Here is an 18,111-nt window from a genome sequence, read left to right as displayed (position 1 = left end):
ACCCAAGTAAAGGAGTCGGATATGTTCAGCAGGTCCATTGCCGCGGCCGTGCTTGGCCTGGCGCTGGCGGCGCCGGCCTTCGCCGAGCCCATGACCATCAAGCATTCGCAGGGCGAGACGCAACTGCCCGCCCCGCCCGCCAAGGTGCTGATCCTTGACATCAACGCGCTGGACATCGCCGACGCCATGGGCGTCGAACCTGCTGGAGCTTTGAACAGCAACCTGCCGGACTACCTGCAGAAATACGCGACCGGCACCCCGGCCGTCGGCTCGATCTTCGAGCCAGACTATGAGGCGATTGCCGCATCTGGCGCGGATCTGATGGTGGTGGGCACGCGCTCGGCCCCGACCTATGCGGAGATGTCCAAGATCCTGCCGACGGTGGATCTGAGCCTCGACAAGGATCTCTTCGCCTCGGTCGATCGCAATATCGAGACGCTGGGCCAGATCTTTGGCAAACCCGAGCGCGCCGCCGAGATGGTGACCGAGCTGGACGCCAAGGTCGCGCATCTGAACAAGGTCGCGCCGCATTCCGGCACCGCGCTGATCCTTGTCACCAATGGCGGCAAGCTGGGTGCTTACGGCCCGGCCTCGCGCGTGGGCTGGATCCACACCAAGCTGGGCTTTGCCCCGGTCGAGGACAATATCGACGACCGTTTCCACGGCGGCGACGTGATCTCCTATGAATATATCCTGGAAAAGAACCCGGACTGGATCTTTGTCATCGACCGCGACGCCGGCGTGGGCGAGGCCGGAGACGGCGCCAAGGCCATGCTGGACAATGCGCTGATGGCCCAGACCAAGGCGGTGCAGAACGGCCATGTCGTCTATCTGGACCCGCATGCCGCCTATATCGCCTTTGGCGGCTATACGGCGCTGAACAAACTGCTGGACCAGCTTGCGCAGGCCTTGTCCACCCAGTCGTGATGTCCGCCCGCGCCCGCATGGCGGCCGCCCTTGCCCTTGTGGCGGGGCTGGCCGCAGCCAGCCTTTTCGTCGGTGTCTCCGATGTCAGCCTGTCCGGCATCCTGCAGGGGCAGGATCGCGACTGGCTGGTTCTGGTCGAATCCCGCATTCCGCGCATGCTGGCGCTGGTGCTGTCCGGGGCCTCGATGGCGATTGCCGGGCTGTTGATGCAGATCGTGATCCGCAACCGCTTTGTCGAGCCCTCGAACGCCGGCACCATGGAGGCGGCGGGGCTGGGCCTCTTGGTCATGACACTGGTCGCGCCCGCCGCGCCGGTCATCGCCAAGATGGCGGTGGGCGCGGCTTTCGCGCTGGCGGGGACGGCGCTGTTTCTGGCGATCCTGCGCCGCGTGCCCCTGCGCGATCCGATGCTGGTGCCGCTGATCGGGCTTTTGCTCAGCGGCGTGCTTTATGCGGGGACCTCGTTTCTGGCCTATCGCTTTGACGTGTTGCAGGGCCTGCTGGCCTGGACGCAGGGCGATCTGTCGGGGGTGCTGCGCGGCCGCTATGAGCTGTTATGGCTGGGCGCGGCGGTGGCCGGGCTGGCCTGGTTTGCCGCCGACCGCTTTACCGTGGCGGGGCTGGGGCATGACGTGGCCAGCTCGCTGGGGCTGTCGCATCGTCGCGTCGTCGCGCTGGGGCTGGCCATCGTGGCCTTGGTCACGGCGGTGGTGGTGGTCAGCGTCGGGCGCATCCCGTTTCTGGGGCTGATCGTTCCGAATATCGTCAGTCTTGCGCTTGGCGACAATATGCGCCGTGCCGTGCCCTGGGTCGCGGTTTCGGGCGCGGGGCTGGTGCTGGCCTGCGACATTCTGGGCCGCACCATCCGTGCCCCCTATGAGATCCCGGTGGGCACCGTCATGGGGCTGATCGGCAGCGCCATCTTTCTGGTCCTGATCCTGCGCGGAGGCCGCCGTGCCGCATGAGCGCCGCGCCCGGCTGGCCCTGATCGGGCTTGCCCTGCTCGCGGGCGGGCTGATCCTGGCCTTCATGACGCTGGGCGCGCGCGGCAACTGGGACTTCGTGCTGGCATTTCGCGGCCGCAAGCTCTTGGGGCTGGTGCTGGTCGCGCATGCCGTCGCCTGCTCGACGGTGCTGTTCCAGACCGTGACCGCGAACCGCATCCTGACCCCCGGCATCATGGGGTTCGATTCGCTTTACCTGCTTTGCGCGACGCTGCTTTTCGCCGCCTTCGGCGCCGCCGGCATGGCCGGGCTGGACCCGAGGCTGGATTTCGCGCTGAATGTCGCGGTGATGATCGGCGCCTCGATGGCGCTGTATCTGTGGCTTTTCGGCGGCGAGGAGCGCAGCCTGCACCGCCTGCTGCTGATCGGGGTGGTCTTTGGCATCTTCCTGCGCACGCTGGCCGAGTTCGTCCAGCGCCTGCTGGATCCCAATGAATTCATGGTGCTGTCGGACCGGCTGTTTGCCAGTTTCAGCGATATCCCGCCCCAGCTTCTGGGCATTGCCAGCCTGCTGATCGGGGCGGTGACGCTGTGGCTGATCCCGCGCCTGTCGCGTCTTGACGTGATCGGGCTGGGCCGGCCGGTCGCGATCAATCTGGGCATCACCTGGCGGACCGAGGTGCTGGCGATTCTGGCCGCCGTCTCGGTTTTGGTCGCGGTCGCGGCGGCGCTGGTCGGACAGGTGCTGTTTCTGGGCCTTGTCGCGGTCAGCCTTGCGCATCTGGCGGTGGGCCAGTCGGCGCATCGCTATGTGCTGCCCGCCGCCTCGCTGGTGGGGATCATCCTGCTGGTCGGCGGCCAGATGCTGGTCGAGCGGGTCTTTGCCTTTGGGACCGCGCTTGGCCTGATCGTCGAATTCGTCGGAGGCATCACCTTTATCGCATTGCTGGTCGCAAGGGGACGCCGATGATCCGCATCGAGAATCTCAGCAAATCTTACGGCCCCGCGCAGGTTCTGCGCGATGTGACGCTGGATCTGCCCAAGGGGGGCGTCACCTCGCTGATCGGGCCGAACGGGGCGGGGAAATCGACGCTGCTGTCGCTGATCGCGCGGCTGATCGCGCCCGATTCCGGCCGCATCACCGTGGACGGCATGGATATCGCCCGCACGCCGGGGGCGGAACTGGCGCGCCGGCTGGCGATCCTGCGGCAGGAAAACCACCTTGTCGCGCGGCTGACCGTGCGCGAACTGGGGGGCTTTGGCCGTTTCCCGCATTCTGCCGGGCGTCTGACCCAAGCCGATCACGCGGCCATCGACCGGGCGCTGGATTATCTGGACCTGCAGGCGCTGGCCGACCGCTTTATCGACCAGCTTTCGGGCGGCCAGCGCCAGCGCGCCTTTGTCGCCATGGTGCTGGCGCAGGACACCGATTACCTGCTTCTGGACGAGCCCTTGAACAATCTGGACATGAAGCACGGTCAGGCGATGATGCGGCTGCTGAGCAGGGCCGCGCATGATCTGGGCAAATCGGTGCTGGTGGTGCTGCATGACATCAACTTCGCCTCGTGCCATTCCGACCGCATCGTGGCCATGCGCGATGGCCGCATCTTTGCCAGCGGCACCCCGGCCGAGATCGTCGCCCCCGACCCCCTGCGCGATCTTTACGACATGGAGATCGCCGTGCGTGAGATCGACGGCCAGCGCATCGCCCTGTTCTATGGTTAGAACGAGCAGGCTTGACGTGGCTGGATAAAAGTTGCCATTTTGTTCCTGCTGCATGGAGGGGGACAGGATGGATCAGGCAGAAAAATTCGCGCGCTTTCGGGATCTGCATGCCGGCCCCGGCGCCTTTGTCATCCCCAATCCATGGGATGCGGGCTCGGCGCGGCTGCTGGCCAGCCTTGGCTTTCAGGCGCTGGCGACGACCAGCGCCGGCTATGCGTTTTCCAAGGGCAAGCGCGATTCCTTTTCGGCGCTGGACCGCGACGAAATCCTGACCAATGCGGCAGAGATCGTCGCGGCCTGCGATCTGCCGGTCTCGGCCGATCTTGAGGATGGCTTTGGCGCTGCGCCCGAGGCCTGCGCCGAAACCATCCGCAGGGCTGTGGCAGCCGGGCTGGTCGGCGGCTCGATCGAGGATGCAACCGGGCTGCCGGATGCGCCGATCTATCCGATGGCGCAGGCCGTCGAGCGCATCCGCGCGGCGGCCGAGGCGGCGCGCGGCCTGCCCTTTCTGCTGACCGCGCGGGCTGAGAACCATCTTTGGGGCCGGCAGGATCTGGGCGATACCATTGCCCGTCTGCAGGCATTCTCCGAGGCCGGGGCGGATGTGCTTTACGCGCCCGGCCTGCCCGATCTGGCGGCGATCCGCACGGTCTGCGCGGAACTCGACAAGCCGGTGAATGTGGTGATGGGGCTGCGCGGTCCCAGCTACAGCGTGGCGGAGCTGGCGGCGGCGGGGGTGCGGCGGATCAGCGTTGGCGGATCATTTGCACGGGCGGCACTGGGGGCGCTGATGCGCGCCGCGACCGAGGTGCGCGACCATGGCACCTTTGGCTATGCCGAAACGGCGATGCCGGGCGATGCCATCGCCCGGCTGATGTCTCAGGACCACCATTCCGACCGGGGCTGAGCCAGGCTTGAACCCTGCCCCCGGGCTTACGAGCTGGCTGCGAACCGGCTATGCTGACGCCATCATGCAGACGGGAAAGGCGGGAGGCGATGGCGCAGATCGATCCGACGGATAAGGGCTTTCAGATCGATGCCGAACTGATCGCCGAGGGCTTTGGCCTGACCCCCGACGAGGTCAATCGCCGCATGCGCGACGGGCGCATGACCAGCCGCTGCGAAAAGGGCATGGGCGAGGATGAAGGCCGCTGGCGCCTGACCTTTTTCTCCGGGGGCCGCACCCTGCGTCTGACCCTTGGCCCCGACCTTCAGGTGATCAGCCGCGCCAGTTTTGATGCGCCGCGCCGACAGGGCTGAAACCCGCCCCCTGCCCTTTGCCGGCCGGAATTACCCATGGGTCATGGTCAAAAAATCGCCCCCTTCATGCGGATGCAGGTTGTCGCGGGCATCGGCTTTGCGACACAGTTGCAGCGGGCCCTCGGGTTCGCAGACAAAAATGATGGGAGGAACCATGTCCATTCGTTTTACCTTTGCAGCGGCAGTCACCGGCGCGCTGGCCTTTGCCGCGCCCATGGCCAAGGCCGAGGAATTCATCAACATCCTGACCGGCGGCACCTCGGGCGTCTATTACCCGATGGGGGTGGCGCTGTCTGAAATCTATGCCAAGGGCATCGAGGGGTCGCGCACGCAGGTGCAGGCCACCAAGGCCTCGGTCGAGAACCTGAACCTTTTGCAGCAGGGCAAGGGCGAACTGGGCTTCGCGCTTGGCGATTCCGTGAAATACGCCTGGGAAGGCAATGCCGATGCCGGCTTCAAGGCCCCCCTGACCAAGCTGCGCGCCATTGCCGCGATCTATCCCAACTATGTCCAGATCGCCGCGCTGAAAGAGGCGGGCGTGACCACGGTCGCCGATCTCAAGGGCAAGTCGCTGTCCGTAGGCGCGCCGAAATCGGGGACCGAGCTGAATGCCCGCGCCATCCTTGGCGGGCTGGGCATGAGCTATGACGATCTGGCCAAGGTCGAATACCTGCCCTTTGCGGAATCGGTCGAGCTGATGAAGAACCGCCAGCTTGAGGCGACGCTGCAATCCTCGGGTCTGGGCAATGCCGCGATCAAGGATCTGGCCTCGTCGCAGGAGATCACCGTGGTCTCGGTCCCCAAGGAGGTCGTCGAAAAGATCGGCGCGCCATATATCGCCGGGGTCATTCCCGCCGGCACCTATCAGGGCCAGGCCGAGGACGTGCCCACCGCCGCCGTCATCAACTTTCTGGTGACGCATGAGGATGTCTCGGACGAGACCGCCTATCAGATGGCCAAGCTGATCTTTGAAAACCTTGATACGCTGAAGGCCGCTCATAGCGCTGCGGGTGATATCAAGCTGGAAAACGCCGCCAAGGATTCGCCGATCCCGCTGCATCCGGGCGCCGAGAAGTTCTACAAGGAACAGGGCCTGCTGTGATCTGACCGACATGTCGTGGCGGCCCCGCGCGGGCCGCCCGCAAACCGATGACGGCAAGGGGGGATCATGAAAGAAACCGCTGACGCAATCCTTCAGGCTCCGCCCGAGCCGGATGGCCATGACCCGCTGGGTGCGGGATTTCCCCCCGGGGGCTGGGGACGGGCGCTGTTCTGGCTGGCGGTCGCCTTTTCGACCTTCCAGATCGCGCTGGCCGCGCATCTGATCGACATGCCCAGCCAGATCGCCCGAGCGGTCCATGTGGGCTTTCTGATGGCGCTGGGGTTCCCGCTTTTGGCCTATGCCAAGCAGATGGGGCCTGTGGGGCGCGCGCTGACGCTGGCGCTCGCTGTCGTGGGCATTGCCGTCGCCGCATATCAATGGGTTGAATATAGTGAACTTTTGCTGCGCGCGGGCGATCCCCTGACGCGTGATATCTGGTTCGGGGTCGCGGCGCTGATCGCGGTCTTTGCCGCCTCGTGGATGCTGATGGGACCGGCGCTGCCGATCATTTCGGGGCTGTTTCTGGCCTATGCGCTGCTGGGGCAATACCTGCCCAGCCCCTTCAACCATCGCGGCTATGATTTTTCGCAGGTGGTCGAGCACATCGCCTATGGCACCGAGGGGATCTATGGCATCCCGGTCTATGTCTCATCGACCTATATCTTTCTGTTCATCCTGTTCGGGGCCTTTCTGGAAAAGGCCGGGATGATCAAGCTGTTCACCGATGTCAGCTTGGGCCTCGTCGGTCACAAGACCGGCGGCGCGGCCAAGGTGGCGGTGCTGTCATCGGGGCTGATGGGCACGATCTCCGGCTCGGGCGTGGCCAATGTCGTCACCACCGGCCAGTTCACCATCCCGCTGATGAAGCGTTTCGGCTATCGCCCGGCATTCGCCGGCGGCGTCGAGGCGACCGCCTCGATGGGCGGGCAGATCATGCCACCGGTCATGGGCGCCGTCGCCTTCATCATGGCCGAGACGCTGGGCGTCGAATATGTCGAGGTGGTCAAGGCCGCGCTGATCCCGGCGGTGCTGTATTTTCTGGGCGTCTTCTGGATGGTCCATCTTGAGGCCGGCAAGCGCAACCTGCGCGGCCTCAGCCGCGATCAGCTGCCCTCGTCCCGTGCGGCGCTGCGTCAGGGCTGGTATCTGATCCTGCCCTTGGCGGTCTTGGTCTATCTGCTGTTTTCGGGCTATACGCCGCTGTTTGCGGGCACCGTCGGGCTGGCGCTGACCGGACTGCTGATCCTTGGCGGCTCGGTCGTGCTGGGCCTGCCCGAGGGCGTGATCCGGGTGCTCTTCTGGATCATCCTTGGACTGGTGGCGGGGGCGTTCTTTCAGTTCGGGATCGGCATCGTGGTCGCGGCGCTGGTGGTTCTGGCGGTGATCTGCGCCTTTTCCCAAGGCGGGCGCGAGACGCTGATCGCCTGCCGCGACAGTCTGGCCGAGGGCGCGCGCACCGCCCTGCCGGTGGGCATCGCCTGCGCGCTGGTCGGCGTCATCATCGGGGTGATGACCCTGACCGGGGCCGCCAATACCTTTGGCCAGTTCATTGTCGGGGTGGGCGAAAGCAGCCTGCTTTTGTCGCTGATCCTGACCATGATCACCTGCATCATTCTGGGCATGGGGATCCCGACGATCCCGAACTATATCATCACCTCGTCGATCGCCGGCCCGGCGCTTTTGGAACTGGGCGTGCCGCTGATCGTCAGCCACATGTTCGTGTTCTATTTCGGCATTCTGGCCGATCTGACGCCGCCGGTGGCGCTGGCCTGCTTTGCCGCAGCACCCATCGCCAAGGAAAGCGGCCTGAGGATCAGCTTCGAGGCGGTCAAGGTCGCCGCCGCCGGTTTCGTCGTGCCCTTCATGGCCGTCTATACCCCGGCCCTGATGCTGCAGGATGGCGGACCCCTGGCGCAGGCCTTCGGCTACTGGCCGGCGGTGGTCTATATCACCACCAAGACCGTGCTGGCGGTGGGGCTGTGGGGCATTGCGGTGATCGGCTGGCTGGGCCGGCCGCTGGCGATCTGGGAACGCGCGCTGGCCATGGCGGCCTCGTTCACGCTGATCGCCGCCCTGCCCCTGACCGATGAGGTGGGCTTTGCCCTGACGGCGGCATTTGCCGGGCTGATCTGGATGCGCCGCCAGCCGGGCACGGCATGAGCGCCTGCCTGATGGCCGGGGCCATGGCCATCGCGCTTGGCCCCGGAAACGGCTTTTCGCTGGCATGGACGCATTCGGTGGAAAAGACCGAATGGCGCGAGGATTGGCGCGTCACCGACGCGGGACTGGTCCCGGTCCGCGCGGCGGTCAAGGGATCCGGTGCGGGGATGGAACCGGGGCCGGATGCGCGTCTGCAGGATGGCTGGCTGGTCTGGCAACCCAAGGCGCCGCCGGTTCGGGAACTGGCGCTGGCCGCCTCGGGGGCGACCGGGGCGGGCTGGCGCATCTGCGGCGTGGATTGCGTGACGCTGGGGGCGGATGCGGGGGCGCCGCTGCTGCTGCGCCCCTGCCCTTAGTCAGGGGAAAACCGGCGCCAGCATCAGGCCGGCGGTTTCCTCAAGCCCCAGCATGAGGTTGGCGTTCTGCACCGCCTGCCCGCTGGACCCCTTGCACAGGTTGTCCAGCGTCGAGACGACCAGCGTGCGGCCCGAAATCCGGTCGCCCGTCACCCCGATATGGCAGAAGTTCGAGCCCTGCACATGCGCCATCGCCGGCAATTGCCCAAAGGGCAGCACGACGATGAAGGGCTCATCGGCATAGGCGGCCGCCAGCGCGGCATGGACGGCCTGCGCCTCGCCCTTCAGATAGCAGGATGCGAGGATGCCGCGATTGACCGGCACCAGATGCGGCGTGAACTGGATCTGCACCGGACGGCCCGCCAGCAGCGAGAATTCCTGATCGAACTCGCCCAGATGGCGGTGTTTGCCGCCCTGCGAATAGCCGGCGACATCCTCGGAGCGCTCGGCGAAAAGCATGTTTTCCTTGAGCGAACGCCCCGCCCCCGACACCCCGTTCTTGAGGTCGCAGATGATGTCATCCAGATCGATCAGCCCCGATCCGATCAGCGGGCGCAGCGCGAATTGCACGGTCGCGGCGTTGCAGCCGGTGCCGGCAACCAGCCGCGCGCCCTTGATCTGGTCGCGATAGAATTCGGTCAGGCCATAGACGGCCTCGGGCTGGATTTCGGGCGCGGCATGGTCAAGCCCGTACCATTTCTTGTAGTCCGCCGGATCGCGCAGCCGGAAATCGGCGCCCAGATCGACGATTTTGACATCGCGCGGCAATTGCCCGACCAAGGGCTGGCTCAGGCCGTGGGGCAGCGCGCAGAAGACGACGTCGATGCCGGAAAAGTCGATCTCCTCCATCCGGACCAGCGGCGGCAGCGACAGATGGCGCAGATGCGGGAACACCTCGTCATAGGATTGCCCGGCCTTTCGGTCCGCCGACAAGGCCGCAACCTCGATCTGCGGATGGGTCGCAAGGATGCGGACCAGTTCGGCGCCGGTATATCCCGAGGCCCCAAGGATGGCAGCTTTCAGCGTCATGTCGGTATCCGATGGCAAGGTGGAACGGCCCAAGGGCCGTCTTCGGGACTAGGCCCAGCCCCCCCGCATGTCAAGAATGCCGCCCGGCGCGGATAGGTCACTTTCTTGCAGGAACCCGGCGGCAGGAATGCGTTTTATTGCAAGACAGGACCCGACAAATCCAATATTCCGGGCCTCGGTTCCCGCAAGCGGGCCATCCAGAACGGAGAGACGTGACCGATGAGCGCCACCCCCGACCGCAAGTCCCGCCTTGGTCCCGGCGATATCCGCGCCCGCAAGGGGGCCGCACCTGTCGTCTGCCTGACCGCCTATACGACGCCCATGGCGAAGCTCGTGGACCGCCATTGCGATCTGGTGCTGGTCGGTGACAGCGTCGGCATGGTGATGCACGGGCTGTCCTCGACCATCGGCGTCACCATGGAGATGATGATCCTGCACGGGCAGGCGGTGGCGCGCGGCGTCTCGCAGGCCTGCATGGTCGTGGACATGCCCTTTGGCAGCTATGAGGAGGGCCGCGAGCAGGCATTCCGCAATGCCGCGCGGCTGATGGCCGAGACCGGCTGTCAGGCCGTCAAGCTGGAGGGCGGGCGCCACATGGCCGAGACGGTGGCCTTTCTGGTCCAGCGCGGCATCCCGGTCATGGGCCATGTCGGGCTGACGCCGCAATCGGTGAATACGCTCGGCGGCTACAAGGTGCAGGGCCGCGGCCATCTTGAGGCCGACCGCATCGCCCGCGACGCCGAGGCGCTGGCCGAGGCCGGGGCATTCTCGGTGGTGCTGGAAAAGCTGCCCTCCGCTTTGGGACAGCGCATCACCCGCGAAATCGCCATTCCCACCATCGGCATCGGCGCCGGGGTGGAATGCGACGGGCAGGTGCTGGTCGTCGATGACATGCTGGGGCTGTTCGCCGATTTCCGGCCGAAATTCGTCAAGCGCTATGGCGAGCTGGGCGGCGCGGCCGATGCGGCCATCGCCGCCTATGCCGCCGAGGTCCGCGCCCGCGCCTTTCCCACCCCCGAGCACAGCTTTGGCGAAAGCAACCCGGCATGAGCGCACCGATCATCCGTCCCTTGGCGCAGATGCGCGGCCTGATCCGGCGCTGGAAGGCGCATGGCGAGACGATCGGCGTCGTCCCCACCATGGGCGCGCTGCATGAGGGCCATCTGAGCCTTGTGCGCGCGGCGCGCGAACGCTGCGACCGGGTGATCGTGACGCTGTTCGTGAACCCGCGCCAGTTCAACAGCCCCGAGGATTTCGCAAAATATCCCCGCACCGAGATCGCGGATGCCGAGTTGCTGGGCCCTTTGGCGGTGGATGCGCTGTTCGTGCCCGAGGGCGCCGAGGTCTATCCCCCCGACCACGCGACCACGGTTTCCGTCACCGGCGTGACCGAACCGCTTGAGGGTGCGCATCGTCCCGGCCATTTCGACGGCGTGGCGACGGTGGTGACGCTTTTGTTCAACATGACCCAGCCCGATGCCGCGTTTTTCGGCGAAAAGGACTGGCAGCAATTGCAATTGGTGCGGCGGCTGGTTTCAGACCTGAAGCTGCCGCTGGAGATCGTGCCCTGCCCCTGCGTGCGCGCCGGGGACGGGCTGGCGCTGTCCTCGCGCAATCAGCGCCTGTCGGTGGCGGCACGGGCGCAGGCCGCCGCCCTGCCGCAGTCGCTGTTTGGGGCCGCCGCGCGCATCGAGGCGGGCGAGGCCCCGGCCCCGCTGCTGGCCGAGGCCGAGGCCGCGCTGGCGGGTGCGGGCTTTGGGCCGGTTGAGTATCTGGCGTTACGGGACGGCGAATCCTTGGGCGATCCGCAATCTGGCCGCCCGGCCCGGCTGCTGGTCGCGGCATGGCTGGACGGGGTGCGGCTGATCGACAATGTGGCGGTGACTTTGCCCGGGTGATCGGGCGCTGCGCCGGTTGCGCGGCTCTATGGATATTTCGATGAAGAAGAAAGGCTCAGGGCAGCGCATCGAAGCGCAGTTCGGCCAGAAAGCCGGGGCGGGCGTTTTGCAGGCGTAATTCGCCCTGCGCAGCATCGACGATATCAGAGACCACGGCGAGGCCGATGCCCTGTCCCTGACCGCTGGGATCAAGGCTGAGGCCGCGCTGGGTCAGGCGCTTGAGATCGGCTTCGGGGACGCCGCGGCCGTCGTCGCGGATGGCGATGACGATGCGGTCGCCCTCGGCGCGAACGGTGGTTTCGACGATCTCATTGGTGTGGCGCATGGCGTTTTCCAAAAGCGCGCCAAGCGCCTCGGTCAGGTCGTCGGCATCGATGCGGGCGCGCAGGCCCGTGGGGGCGTTCAGTTGCCAGTCGATGCCCGCGCCTTGCGGCATGCGGCGCAGGACGCCGATCAGCTTTTCCAGAATCGGGGCGGGATCGGCGCCGCTGGTCGGGCGGTCGGACTGGATGCGGGCGCGCGCCAGTTCGCGGTCGACATGGCGGCGCATGGCGGTGGCGACGGTCTCGATGCTGGCAGCGATGTCATCCTGTTCCCGGCTGCGCAATTGCGCCGCGTCGCCCAGCAGCGCCTGCAGCGGTGTCTTGAAGCCATGGGCCAGATTGGCGGCGCGGTGGCGGGCGCGGGCCAGTTGCTCGTCGCGCGCATCCAGCAGCTTGTCGATTTCCGAGGCCAGCGGAATGACCTCGGTCGGCAGGTCCTGCCCCATACGCGGACGCGCGCCCGAATTCAGCCCTGCGACCCGTGCCCCGACCTGCGCCAATGGTTGCAGCCCGACGCTGATCTGCAGCCAGCTTGCGACCAGCAGCGCCGCCCCGAGCAGCGCCAGATAGGGCAGAAGATCACCCAGAAAGCCGCGCCGCGCGAGGTTCAGCTGATCGCGTTCGGTGGCAACGATGATGCGCAGCGGCACGGGCGTTGCGCCGCGCCCCACAGCCAAACTTTGCTCGACTGCCAGCAGCGCCGCGCCGCGCGGGCCGGGCAGCGACAGGGTTGCCGTCTCACCGGGTGGCGGGGCGGCATGGCTGGTGGGCAGCGCGTAATCCCAAAGCGAGCGCGAGCGGTACTCCTGCTGGCCCAGCGTGATCTGCCAGTAGCGGCCGGAAAAGGGTTGTTCGTAGAGCGGACCGACAGGGCCGGCACGAAGGACCGGGCCATCCGCGCCGCCCGGCTCGACCATGGCGGCCAGCGCCAGCGCCCGGGCCTGCAGATCGGCGACGGCGACGCGCTCGACATGGCGCTCAAACAGCACCGCCAGACCCATGCCCGAAAGCGCCAGGGCCCCGGCCAGCGCCAAGGCCCCCGCCGCCAGCAGGCGCCAGCGGATCGAGCGGGTCGACTGGATCACGCCACGCCGTCCGTCTGGCCGGTTTCAAGGTGATAGCCAAAGCCGCGCCTTGTGCCGATCACCCCCGGACCCAGCTTGCGGCGCAGGCGGGTGATGACGGCCTCGACCGCGTTCGCCTCGCGCGAGTCGTCGTCGCCATAGAGATGTTCCAGAAGCTCGCTCGGGGCCACGGTGCGGTCGCGGTTCAGCGCCAGATACGAGACGAGGCGGAATTCCAGCGGCGTCACCGCGACCGGAATGCCGTCGATGGCGGCGGTCATGCGGTTCAGGTCCACCGTCAGCCGGCCGATCTGCTGGGTGGCATTACCGCGTCCGCCGGCGCGGCGGACCAGTGCGCGGGCACGGGCGATCAGCTCTTCCATGCGGAAGGGCTTGGGCAGATAATCGTCGGCGCCAGCGTCGATGCCCTCGACGCGCTCGGCCCAGGCGCCGCGTGCGGTCAGGATCAGCACCGGGCTTTCGCAGCCTTCGCTGCGCCAGCGTTTCAGGATGGTCAGCCCGTCAAGGCGCGGCAGGTTCAGGTCCAGAACGATCAGGTCGTAGTTTTCTGTCCCGCCCCGGAACCATGCGGTTTCGCCGTCCGTGGCAAGTTCGACCAGAAAACCCGCCGCGGTCAGGGCGCGGTCAAGATCCGAGGCGATTCGGGGATCATCCTCGACGATCAGGGCACGCATCAGTCTTCCTCATCCATCTTTACGATCTCGCCGGTGGCGGCGTTCATGTCCACTTCGATCAGGCGACCGTCATCGGTCACCAGTTCGACCTCATAAACGAGGATATCGCTGCTGTATTCCAGCTCGACCTCGATCACCCGGCCGGGATGGGATTCTTGCAGCCGGGACAGGACTTCGGCAAGAGGCAGGATCTCGCCGCGCTCGACCGCGTCGCGCGCAAGCTCGAAATCATGCGGTATCTGTGCCTGTCCGCCCGCCGAAAGCGGGGCGAGAAGCAGCGCGAGGGTCAGAAGGGTCAGCTTTTCCATGGCAGAACGCTATAAGGCGGTGTCGCTGACAACAGCCTGACAGGGCGGCGCGACGGCGGATCGGCGGGTTCCCGCCGGCGATCATACGGAAATGTGGTGGAATCACCGACTCTGACAGCTTGCTGACAGTGCGGGTCAGAACGCTGTCAGGTCAGCTGTGGCAAACAGCCGTCATCAAACCTGCGGCCGACTGAAGGTCGCGACATAACCGGCGGGCCGCAGAAAGGCGTCACCCGTCAATGCCCATGAAAGGAAACAGTGAAATGGTGCGCAAGATCGGAACGAGCCTGTCGGAGCAACTGAACGGCAGTCGGACGAACGACTTTCTGAATGGCATGGCCGGCAATGACATCCTGTTCGGGCTGGCCGGCAATGACACCATGTATGGTGGCGCAGGCAACGACAGGCTTATTGGTGGTGACGGTCAAGACACCATGAATGGCGGCGACGGCGGCGACTTTCTGAACGGCGGCAACGGCAATGACGATATCGAGGCGTCGCTTGGCAATGACACCGCCTTCGGTGGCAATGGCGATGACGATGTCGAAGGCGGCGACGGCAACGACATCGTTTTCGGCAACAGCGGCAATGACGAACTGGACGGCGACAACGGCAACGACATCGTCAATGGCGGCACCGGCCGCGATTCGATCGATGGCGGGCGCGGCAATGACGTGCTGACCGGCGGCGCCGAGGCCGATGTCTTTGAATTCGAGCGCGGCGACGGCCGTGACGTCATCACCGATTTCCAGAACGGCGTGGACCGGATCGAGCTTGACGATTTCAACGCCGTGCAGGTGCGGGCGGCGATTTCGCTGGCCCAGCAGGTCGGTGACCATCTGGTTCTGGTGCTGTCCAGCGACACGACGATCGTCATGCGCGACATGGACAAGGCGCAGCTGGACATAAGCGACTTCCTGCTCTGAGCAGGACATATCATCTGCGGGGGCGCCATGCGCCCCGGCACGACCAAGGCGGGGGCCGCGCGGCCTCCGCCTTTTTCCGTCAGAAATGCGGCGCTTCGGCGGCCCGTGCGGACATCAGGGTAACCGCCCCGCCCCGGCGGCCCGCCAGTGCGACGGCCGTGCGGCGGCTGCCGCTGCGCTCGCTGGCCAGAATCAGGCTTGCGCCGGGGCCGGCCGATATCCCGGCCACGATCGACAGCAATGCGCTGGCCGCCCCGACATCGCCGACAGCCTGCGCCGCGGTCATGATCGGCACGTTTGCCGCGTCCGGCGCCAGGGCCGACAGCACCTGCCCCAGCTCTTCGGCCCGCCAGCGCCCGCCCGAGGCATCCGACACGATCCGCTCATAGCCCTGCGTCTGCGCCAGACTGTCGCGCGCCGCTTCAAGCAGGGCGCCGCCGGTGGTCGCGCCTGTATCTACCCCGACCGGGAAATCCTCGATGCGCGACGCCTGCGCCATCACACGCGCATGGGCCAAGTCGCAAGGATCGTCGCGGGCGATCAGCATGCAGACCGCTGCCTCCGAGGGGACCGGATTCCAGGGATTGTTGCGGTCGCGCAATTCGCCCTGCGCCGCCAGCAGGTCAAGGATCATCGGCGCCACCAGCGTATCGGCGGCGGCGACATAGATATGGCGGGGGCCATCCAGCCGCAGCAATTTCTCGGCCCGCTCGAGCGCGGCAAAGCCGACCGCATGTTCGCCAAAGACCAGCTGCACCGAAGACATGCCATCGAATTTCAGCCGCCCCGCCGCAGCGGTGAAATTGTCGCGCATGCCAGGATAGAAGCCCAGGACCAGCGGCAGGGCCAGAATGAGTTCGGCCCAGGCCGGCTGCAGGCCCTGCCGCAATTGCGCGTCCCGGCAGGCGGACCAGGCGCGCTGCGCCAGAAGCGCCACGCGCGAGGCGAAATCGACGTGATCGCGCAAGCCGGGCGCCCAGCACATGATCTGGCGCTGGCCGTCCCGACCGACCCAGCGCGGATGCCGCTGATAATGCGGCCGCCCCTCGACCAGCGCCGAGGCCTGCGCCTCGCTATCGCCTGCGGCGACCGTGGCCAGACCCCATGCAAGGATGGTCACGTCGCTCATGGCGGCCCTCCGCCGGACCGGACGCCGCCGGGGGTCACCGGCGATCGCACCAGGTTCGGATCACAAGCGATCCTGCAGCGCAGCAACCTGCCCGCCTCGGGGAAGCCGGTCGTATTCCACACCTGCCACATGTCAGTCGACCAACAACTCGTCCAACCGATCCCGCGCCGTCTTGGCGAAGGACGTTCTCATCTGCTCGCACCCTGCCGCAGCATAACGCCCGGCAACGCGTTCGTTCCTGTCCTTCCTTCCCGTCTTGGCGGTCGAGACCGCAACTGCGGCACCGTTGCGACATGTAATCCGGTGCCCGTCCTCCCGACTCGCCAAATACGCGAATCCAGTACCGCAAGCCTGCCCCAGAGCGTGCCGATAAACCAGCGTCCTTTGCGTCCGGGCGGGGCAGTTCGCCGCCACGGCGCTTTTTTGTGCATATTGGCTGAACCGTTCAGGTCAGTCCGGGGCGCAAGGCGGTCACGCATGTTCAATCCGCCATATCGAAACGGTGCAGCCAGTTCAGAGTCTCCTCATAGGCGTCCAGAGGGCGCGGCACCCGGATCAGGTCCATGGGGTTCTGCTGATAGTCTTCGAATCGGATCGACCGCAGGGCGTCGCTGACCGCTCGATAGGTTTCCGGGATATCGCCCATATTGACATCACCCATCTGCGGATGGTCGCCGGCACGGATCACCAGGCCGCCGTCATAGTCGTAAAGCCGCAGGCCCGGCGGCAGTCCAGAAACCGGCCCGTCGTCCATGATCCGCGCCCAGGCATCGGCCAGGCGCTCGACAAGCTGTGCCCGGCTGCCCAGAGCCGACAGGACATCATCGCCCAGAACGGTCAGCCAGCTGGTGCCGCAGATCTTGCGATGGCCCTGCCCCTCGGCCGCCATCGGATAGGGTATCGGATAGTTCAGCCCCGGAAACCGCGCGAGGAACGGCCAGGTTTCCTGCATGTAGCTTGCCTCCATCCCGATCTCATAGACCGGAGCAAAACCCGCCAACCCATGCATTGGTTTCACGCGCGCACACCAATCCAGCACCTGGGTCAGATAGCGGTCGGGATCGGCCCGCACGAATGAGGGCGGCAAGGCCGCATCCAGCACCGAAATCCCCCCCGGCTCGGCCGAGGTCAGCGCCGCCGAGGCCTGCCATTGCGGCGGTGCTGCCGGAAACGAGGTCACATGCGGCCCGAAGCCCTCGTCCTTGGGGTCCAGCCGCTCGGCCTCGGCATGACAGATGGCGGGGAAAGCCACGCTGTCGATCGGCACCAGCCGGTTTTCCAGATGCGGTTGCAAATGGGTGACGCGATCCGGTGCCAGCCGGCGAAAGCTGTCCAGCACATCGACGACGGCATGGCGCCTGCCGCGATCCGCGCCATCCGACAGGAAAAGTTGCAACTGCACCGAAAAGCGCATGACCGGCTTGCCGGAATCGCGATGCGCGACCACCACATTGTCCAGCTTTTCGTATTCGACCTTCGGGTTCACGGCATTCCCCCTCATTTGGTCGCGCCGCTGCATGACGCCGCCGTCCGGCGGTGTTCCAGCGTCGGGGCGCCGCAGGGCCATGGCCCGGCACTGTCCGTGCGTCCCGGGATCAGCATGTCCGGCGCCCGCGCGGCGATGCGGCCATACCGGCAAGTATATCAGAAGTCTTGGTCTTCGTGTTCGTCATCTCTCAAGCTCTTGAAACGACCGGCCGACATGTCGCGCAAAATGACGCGACCCATGGCCGATGACAAAGGATGAAATGCTGAAATGCAAGTCTGGCGCAGCGAAAACATGGGACTGCGCCCGATGGCAAGCCACGACGTAACGCCAGAGACGCTCCGTCGCGAAACCTGCGCCGCAGCTAGCCGCCCGGCACCCAGCCTTCGGCGGCCGCGATCGCCTCGACATCGGCGATCAGGCCGGCAATGTCGAAATCGGGGATCTTCTTGGCGGCGATCAGATCCAGCGACCGTCTTGCACAGGCGTAAAGCAGCGCCCGGCGGCCGTCCCTGTCAGCGGCCTTGTAGGCGTCGAAGGGCACATGCAGCCGCAGATCGAAGGACTTGTCCTTTTTCTTGTAAAGCGCGCGCTCGGGATCCGAGGCCCCCGGAAAATTCGGCGGCACCAGAATGAACATCAGAAACCAGCTGGTCAGCCCGGCCCCGAAATCCTTGGCGCCCAACCGCTCGGACAGGGCCCTGTTCATCTGGACGTAAAGCACCGCCGCCTCGTCGCCCAGTTTTCCCTGCGAGAAGCTGGTAAAGAAGATTTCCATG

General features: G+C 66.1%; 19 protein-coding genes. 12 read left to right on the top strand and 7 right to left on the bottom strand.

Annotated features, from left to right (window positions below):
- The first annotated feature begins 21 nt into the window (after nt 1–21).
- The 9 genes from DFP89_RS04325 (at nt 22) to DFP89_RS04285 (ending at nt 8,474) form a co-directional block, all read left to right on the top strand.
- Nucleotides 22–927 carry a siderophore ABC transporter substrate-binding protein gene (locus DFP89_RS04325; RefSeq protein ID WP_114348165.1) on the top strand — a complete coding sequence of 302 codons (906 nt, stop codon included), beginning with the start codon at nt 22–24 and terminating at the stop codon, nt 925–927.
- A gap of 17 nt (nt 928–944) precedes the next feature.
- Nucleotides 945–1,892, top strand: a complete 948-nt coding sequence (locus DFP89_RS04320; RefSeq protein WP_181870252.1) for an ABC transporter permease — start codon at nt 945–947, stop codon at nt 1,890–1,892.
- On the top strand, nt 1,882–2,841 hold the full coding sequence (locus DFP89_RS04315) for an iron chelate uptake ABC transporter family permease subunit (protein ID WP_114348163.1): 960 nt from the start codon (nt 1,882–1,884) through the stop codon (nt 2,839–2,841). The genes DFP89_RS04320 and DFP89_RS04315 overlap by 11 nt, the downstream gene beginning before the upstream one ends.
- The gene (locus DFP89_RS04310; RefSeq protein WP_114348162.1) at nt 2,838–3,596 is read left to right on the top strand and encodes an iron ABC transporter ATP-binding protein; all 759 of its coding nucleotides are present in this window, start codon (nt 2,838–2,840) and stop codon (nt 3,594–3,596) included. Before DFP89_RS04315 ends, DFP89_RS04310 begins: the two co-directional genes overlap by 4 nt.
- A 67-nt stretch (nt 3,597–3,663) precedes the next feature.
- Nucleotides 3,664–4,503, top strand: a complete 840-nt coding sequence (locus DFP89_RS04305) for an isocitrate lyase/PEP mutase family protein (RefSeq protein WP_114348161.1) — start codon at nt 3,664–3,666, stop codon at nt 4,501–4,503.
- A gap of 89 nt (nt 4,504–4,592) precedes the next feature.
- A complete protein-coding gene (locus DFP89_RS04300) occupies nt 4,593–4,856 on the top strand; it encodes a DUF6522 family protein (protein WP_114348160.1) in 264 nt (87 codons plus the stop codon).
- A gap of 154 nt (nt 4,857–5,010) precedes the next feature.
- A complete protein-coding gene (locus DFP89_RS04295; protein WP_114348159.1) occupies nt 5,011–5,958 on the top strand; it encodes a TAXI family TRAP transporter solute-binding subunit in 948 nt (315 codons plus the stop codon).
- A 66-nt stretch (nt 5,959–6,024) separates the two neighbouring features.
- On the top strand, nt 6,025–8,118 hold the full coding sequence (locus DFP89_RS04290) for a TRAP transporter permease (protein WP_114348158.1): 2,094 nt from the start codon (nt 6,025–6,027) through the stop codon (nt 8,116–8,118).
- Entirely contained in the window at nt 8,115–8,474 is a 360-nt protein-coding gene (locus tag DFP89_RS04285; protein ID WP_114348157.1) for a DUF1850 domain-containing protein, read from the top strand. The genes DFP89_RS04290 and DFP89_RS04285 overlap by 4 nt, the downstream gene beginning before the upstream one ends.
- Here the strand turns inward: DFP89_RS04285 and argC are convergent, their stop codons facing one another.
- Nucleotides 8,475–9,503: an N-acetyl-gamma-glutamyl-phosphate reductase gene (argC, locus tag DFP89_RS04280; protein WP_114348310.1), complete on the bottom strand. Its 1,029-nt coding sequence runs from the start codon at nt 9,501–9,503 to the stop codon at nt 8,475–8,477.
- A 219-nt stretch (nt 9,504–9,722) separates the two neighbouring features.
- Here argC and panB point away from each other — a divergent pair, with 219 nt between their 5' ends.
- The gene (gene panB / locus DFP89_RS04275; protein WP_114348156.1) at nt 9,723–10,553 is read left to right on the top strand and encodes a 3-methyl-2-oxobutanoate hydroxymethyltransferase; all 831 of its coding nucleotides are present in this window, start codon (nt 9,723–9,725) and stop codon (nt 10,551–10,553) included.
- Entirely contained in the window at nt 10,550–11,401 is an 852-nt protein-coding gene (panC, locus tag DFP89_RS04270; RefSeq protein ID WP_114348155.1) for a pantoate--beta-alanine ligase, read from the top strand. Before panB ends, panC begins: the two co-directional genes overlap by 4 nt.
- 55 nt (nt 11,402–11,456) lie before the next feature.
- Here panC and DFP89_RS04265 read toward each other — a convergent pair whose 3' ends face one another.
- The 3 genes from DFP89_RS04265 to DFP89_RS04255 are packed head-to-tail and all read right to left on the bottom strand — an operon-like array spanning nt 11,457 to nt 13,791.
- Nucleotides 11,457–12,809 (bottom strand): sensor histidine kinase, encoded by a 1,353-nt coding sequence (locus DFP89_RS04265; protein ID WP_245948590.1) that lies wholly within the window; start codon nt 12,807–12,809, stop codon nt 11,457–11,459.
- A complete protein-coding gene (locus DFP89_RS04260) occupies nt 12,806–13,483 on the bottom strand; it encodes a response regulator transcription factor (protein ID WP_114348154.1) in 678 nt (225 codons plus the stop codon). The genes DFP89_RS04265 and DFP89_RS04260 overlap by 4 nt, the downstream gene beginning before the upstream one ends.
- The gene (locus DFP89_RS04255) at nt 13,483–13,791 is read right to left on the bottom strand and encodes a PepSY domain-containing protein (RefSeq protein ID WP_114348153.1); all 309 of its coding nucleotides are present in this window, start codon (nt 13,789–13,791) and stop codon (nt 13,483–13,485) included. Before DFP89_RS04255 ends, DFP89_RS04260 begins: the two co-directional genes overlap by 1 nt.
- 263 nt (nt 13,792–14,054) lie before the next feature.
- Between DFP89_RS04255 and DFP89_RS04250 the strand changes: the two genes are divergently transcribed.
- A complete protein-coding gene (locus DFP89_RS04250) occupies nt 14,055–14,717 on the top strand; it encodes a calcium-binding protein (RefSeq protein WP_114348152.1) in 663 nt (220 codons plus the stop codon).
- Nucleotides 14,718–14,796: 79 nt separating this feature from the next.
- Here the strand turns inward: DFP89_RS04250 and DFP89_RS04245 are convergent, their stop codons facing one another.
- The 3 genes from DFP89_RS04245 to DFP89_RS04235 form a co-directional block, all read right to left on the bottom strand.
- Nucleotides 14,797–15,846 (bottom strand): hypothetical protein, encoded by a 1,050-nt coding sequence (locus DFP89_RS04245; protein ID WP_114348151.1) that lies wholly within the window; start codon nt 15,844–15,846, stop codon nt 14,797–14,799.
- A gap of 481 nt (nt 15,847–16,327) precedes the next feature.
- Complete coding sequence (locus tag DFP89_RS04240) at nt 16,328–17,332, bottom strand: type VI immunity family protein (RefSeq protein WP_181870244.1); 1,005 nt, start codon at nt 17,330–17,332, stop codon at nt 16,328–16,330.
- Nucleotides 17,333–17,696: 364 nt separating this feature from the next.
- Nucleotides 17,697–18,110 carry an Imm44 family immunity protein gene (locus tag DFP89_RS04235; RefSeq protein WP_114348149.1) on the bottom strand — a complete coding sequence of 138 codons (414 nt, stop codon included), beginning with the start codon at nt 18,108–18,110 and terminating at the stop codon, nt 17,697–17,699.
- Nucleotide 18,111: the final 1 nt, after the last annotated feature.

The sequence above is a fragment of the Paracoccus lutimaris genome (genome assembly GCF_003337565.1).
Lineage (GTDB): Bacteria > Pseudomonadota > Alphaproteobacteria > Rhodobacterales > Rhodobacteraceae > Paracoccus > Paracoccus lutimaris.
This window is presented reverse-complemented; position numbering and strand designations above follow the sequence as displayed.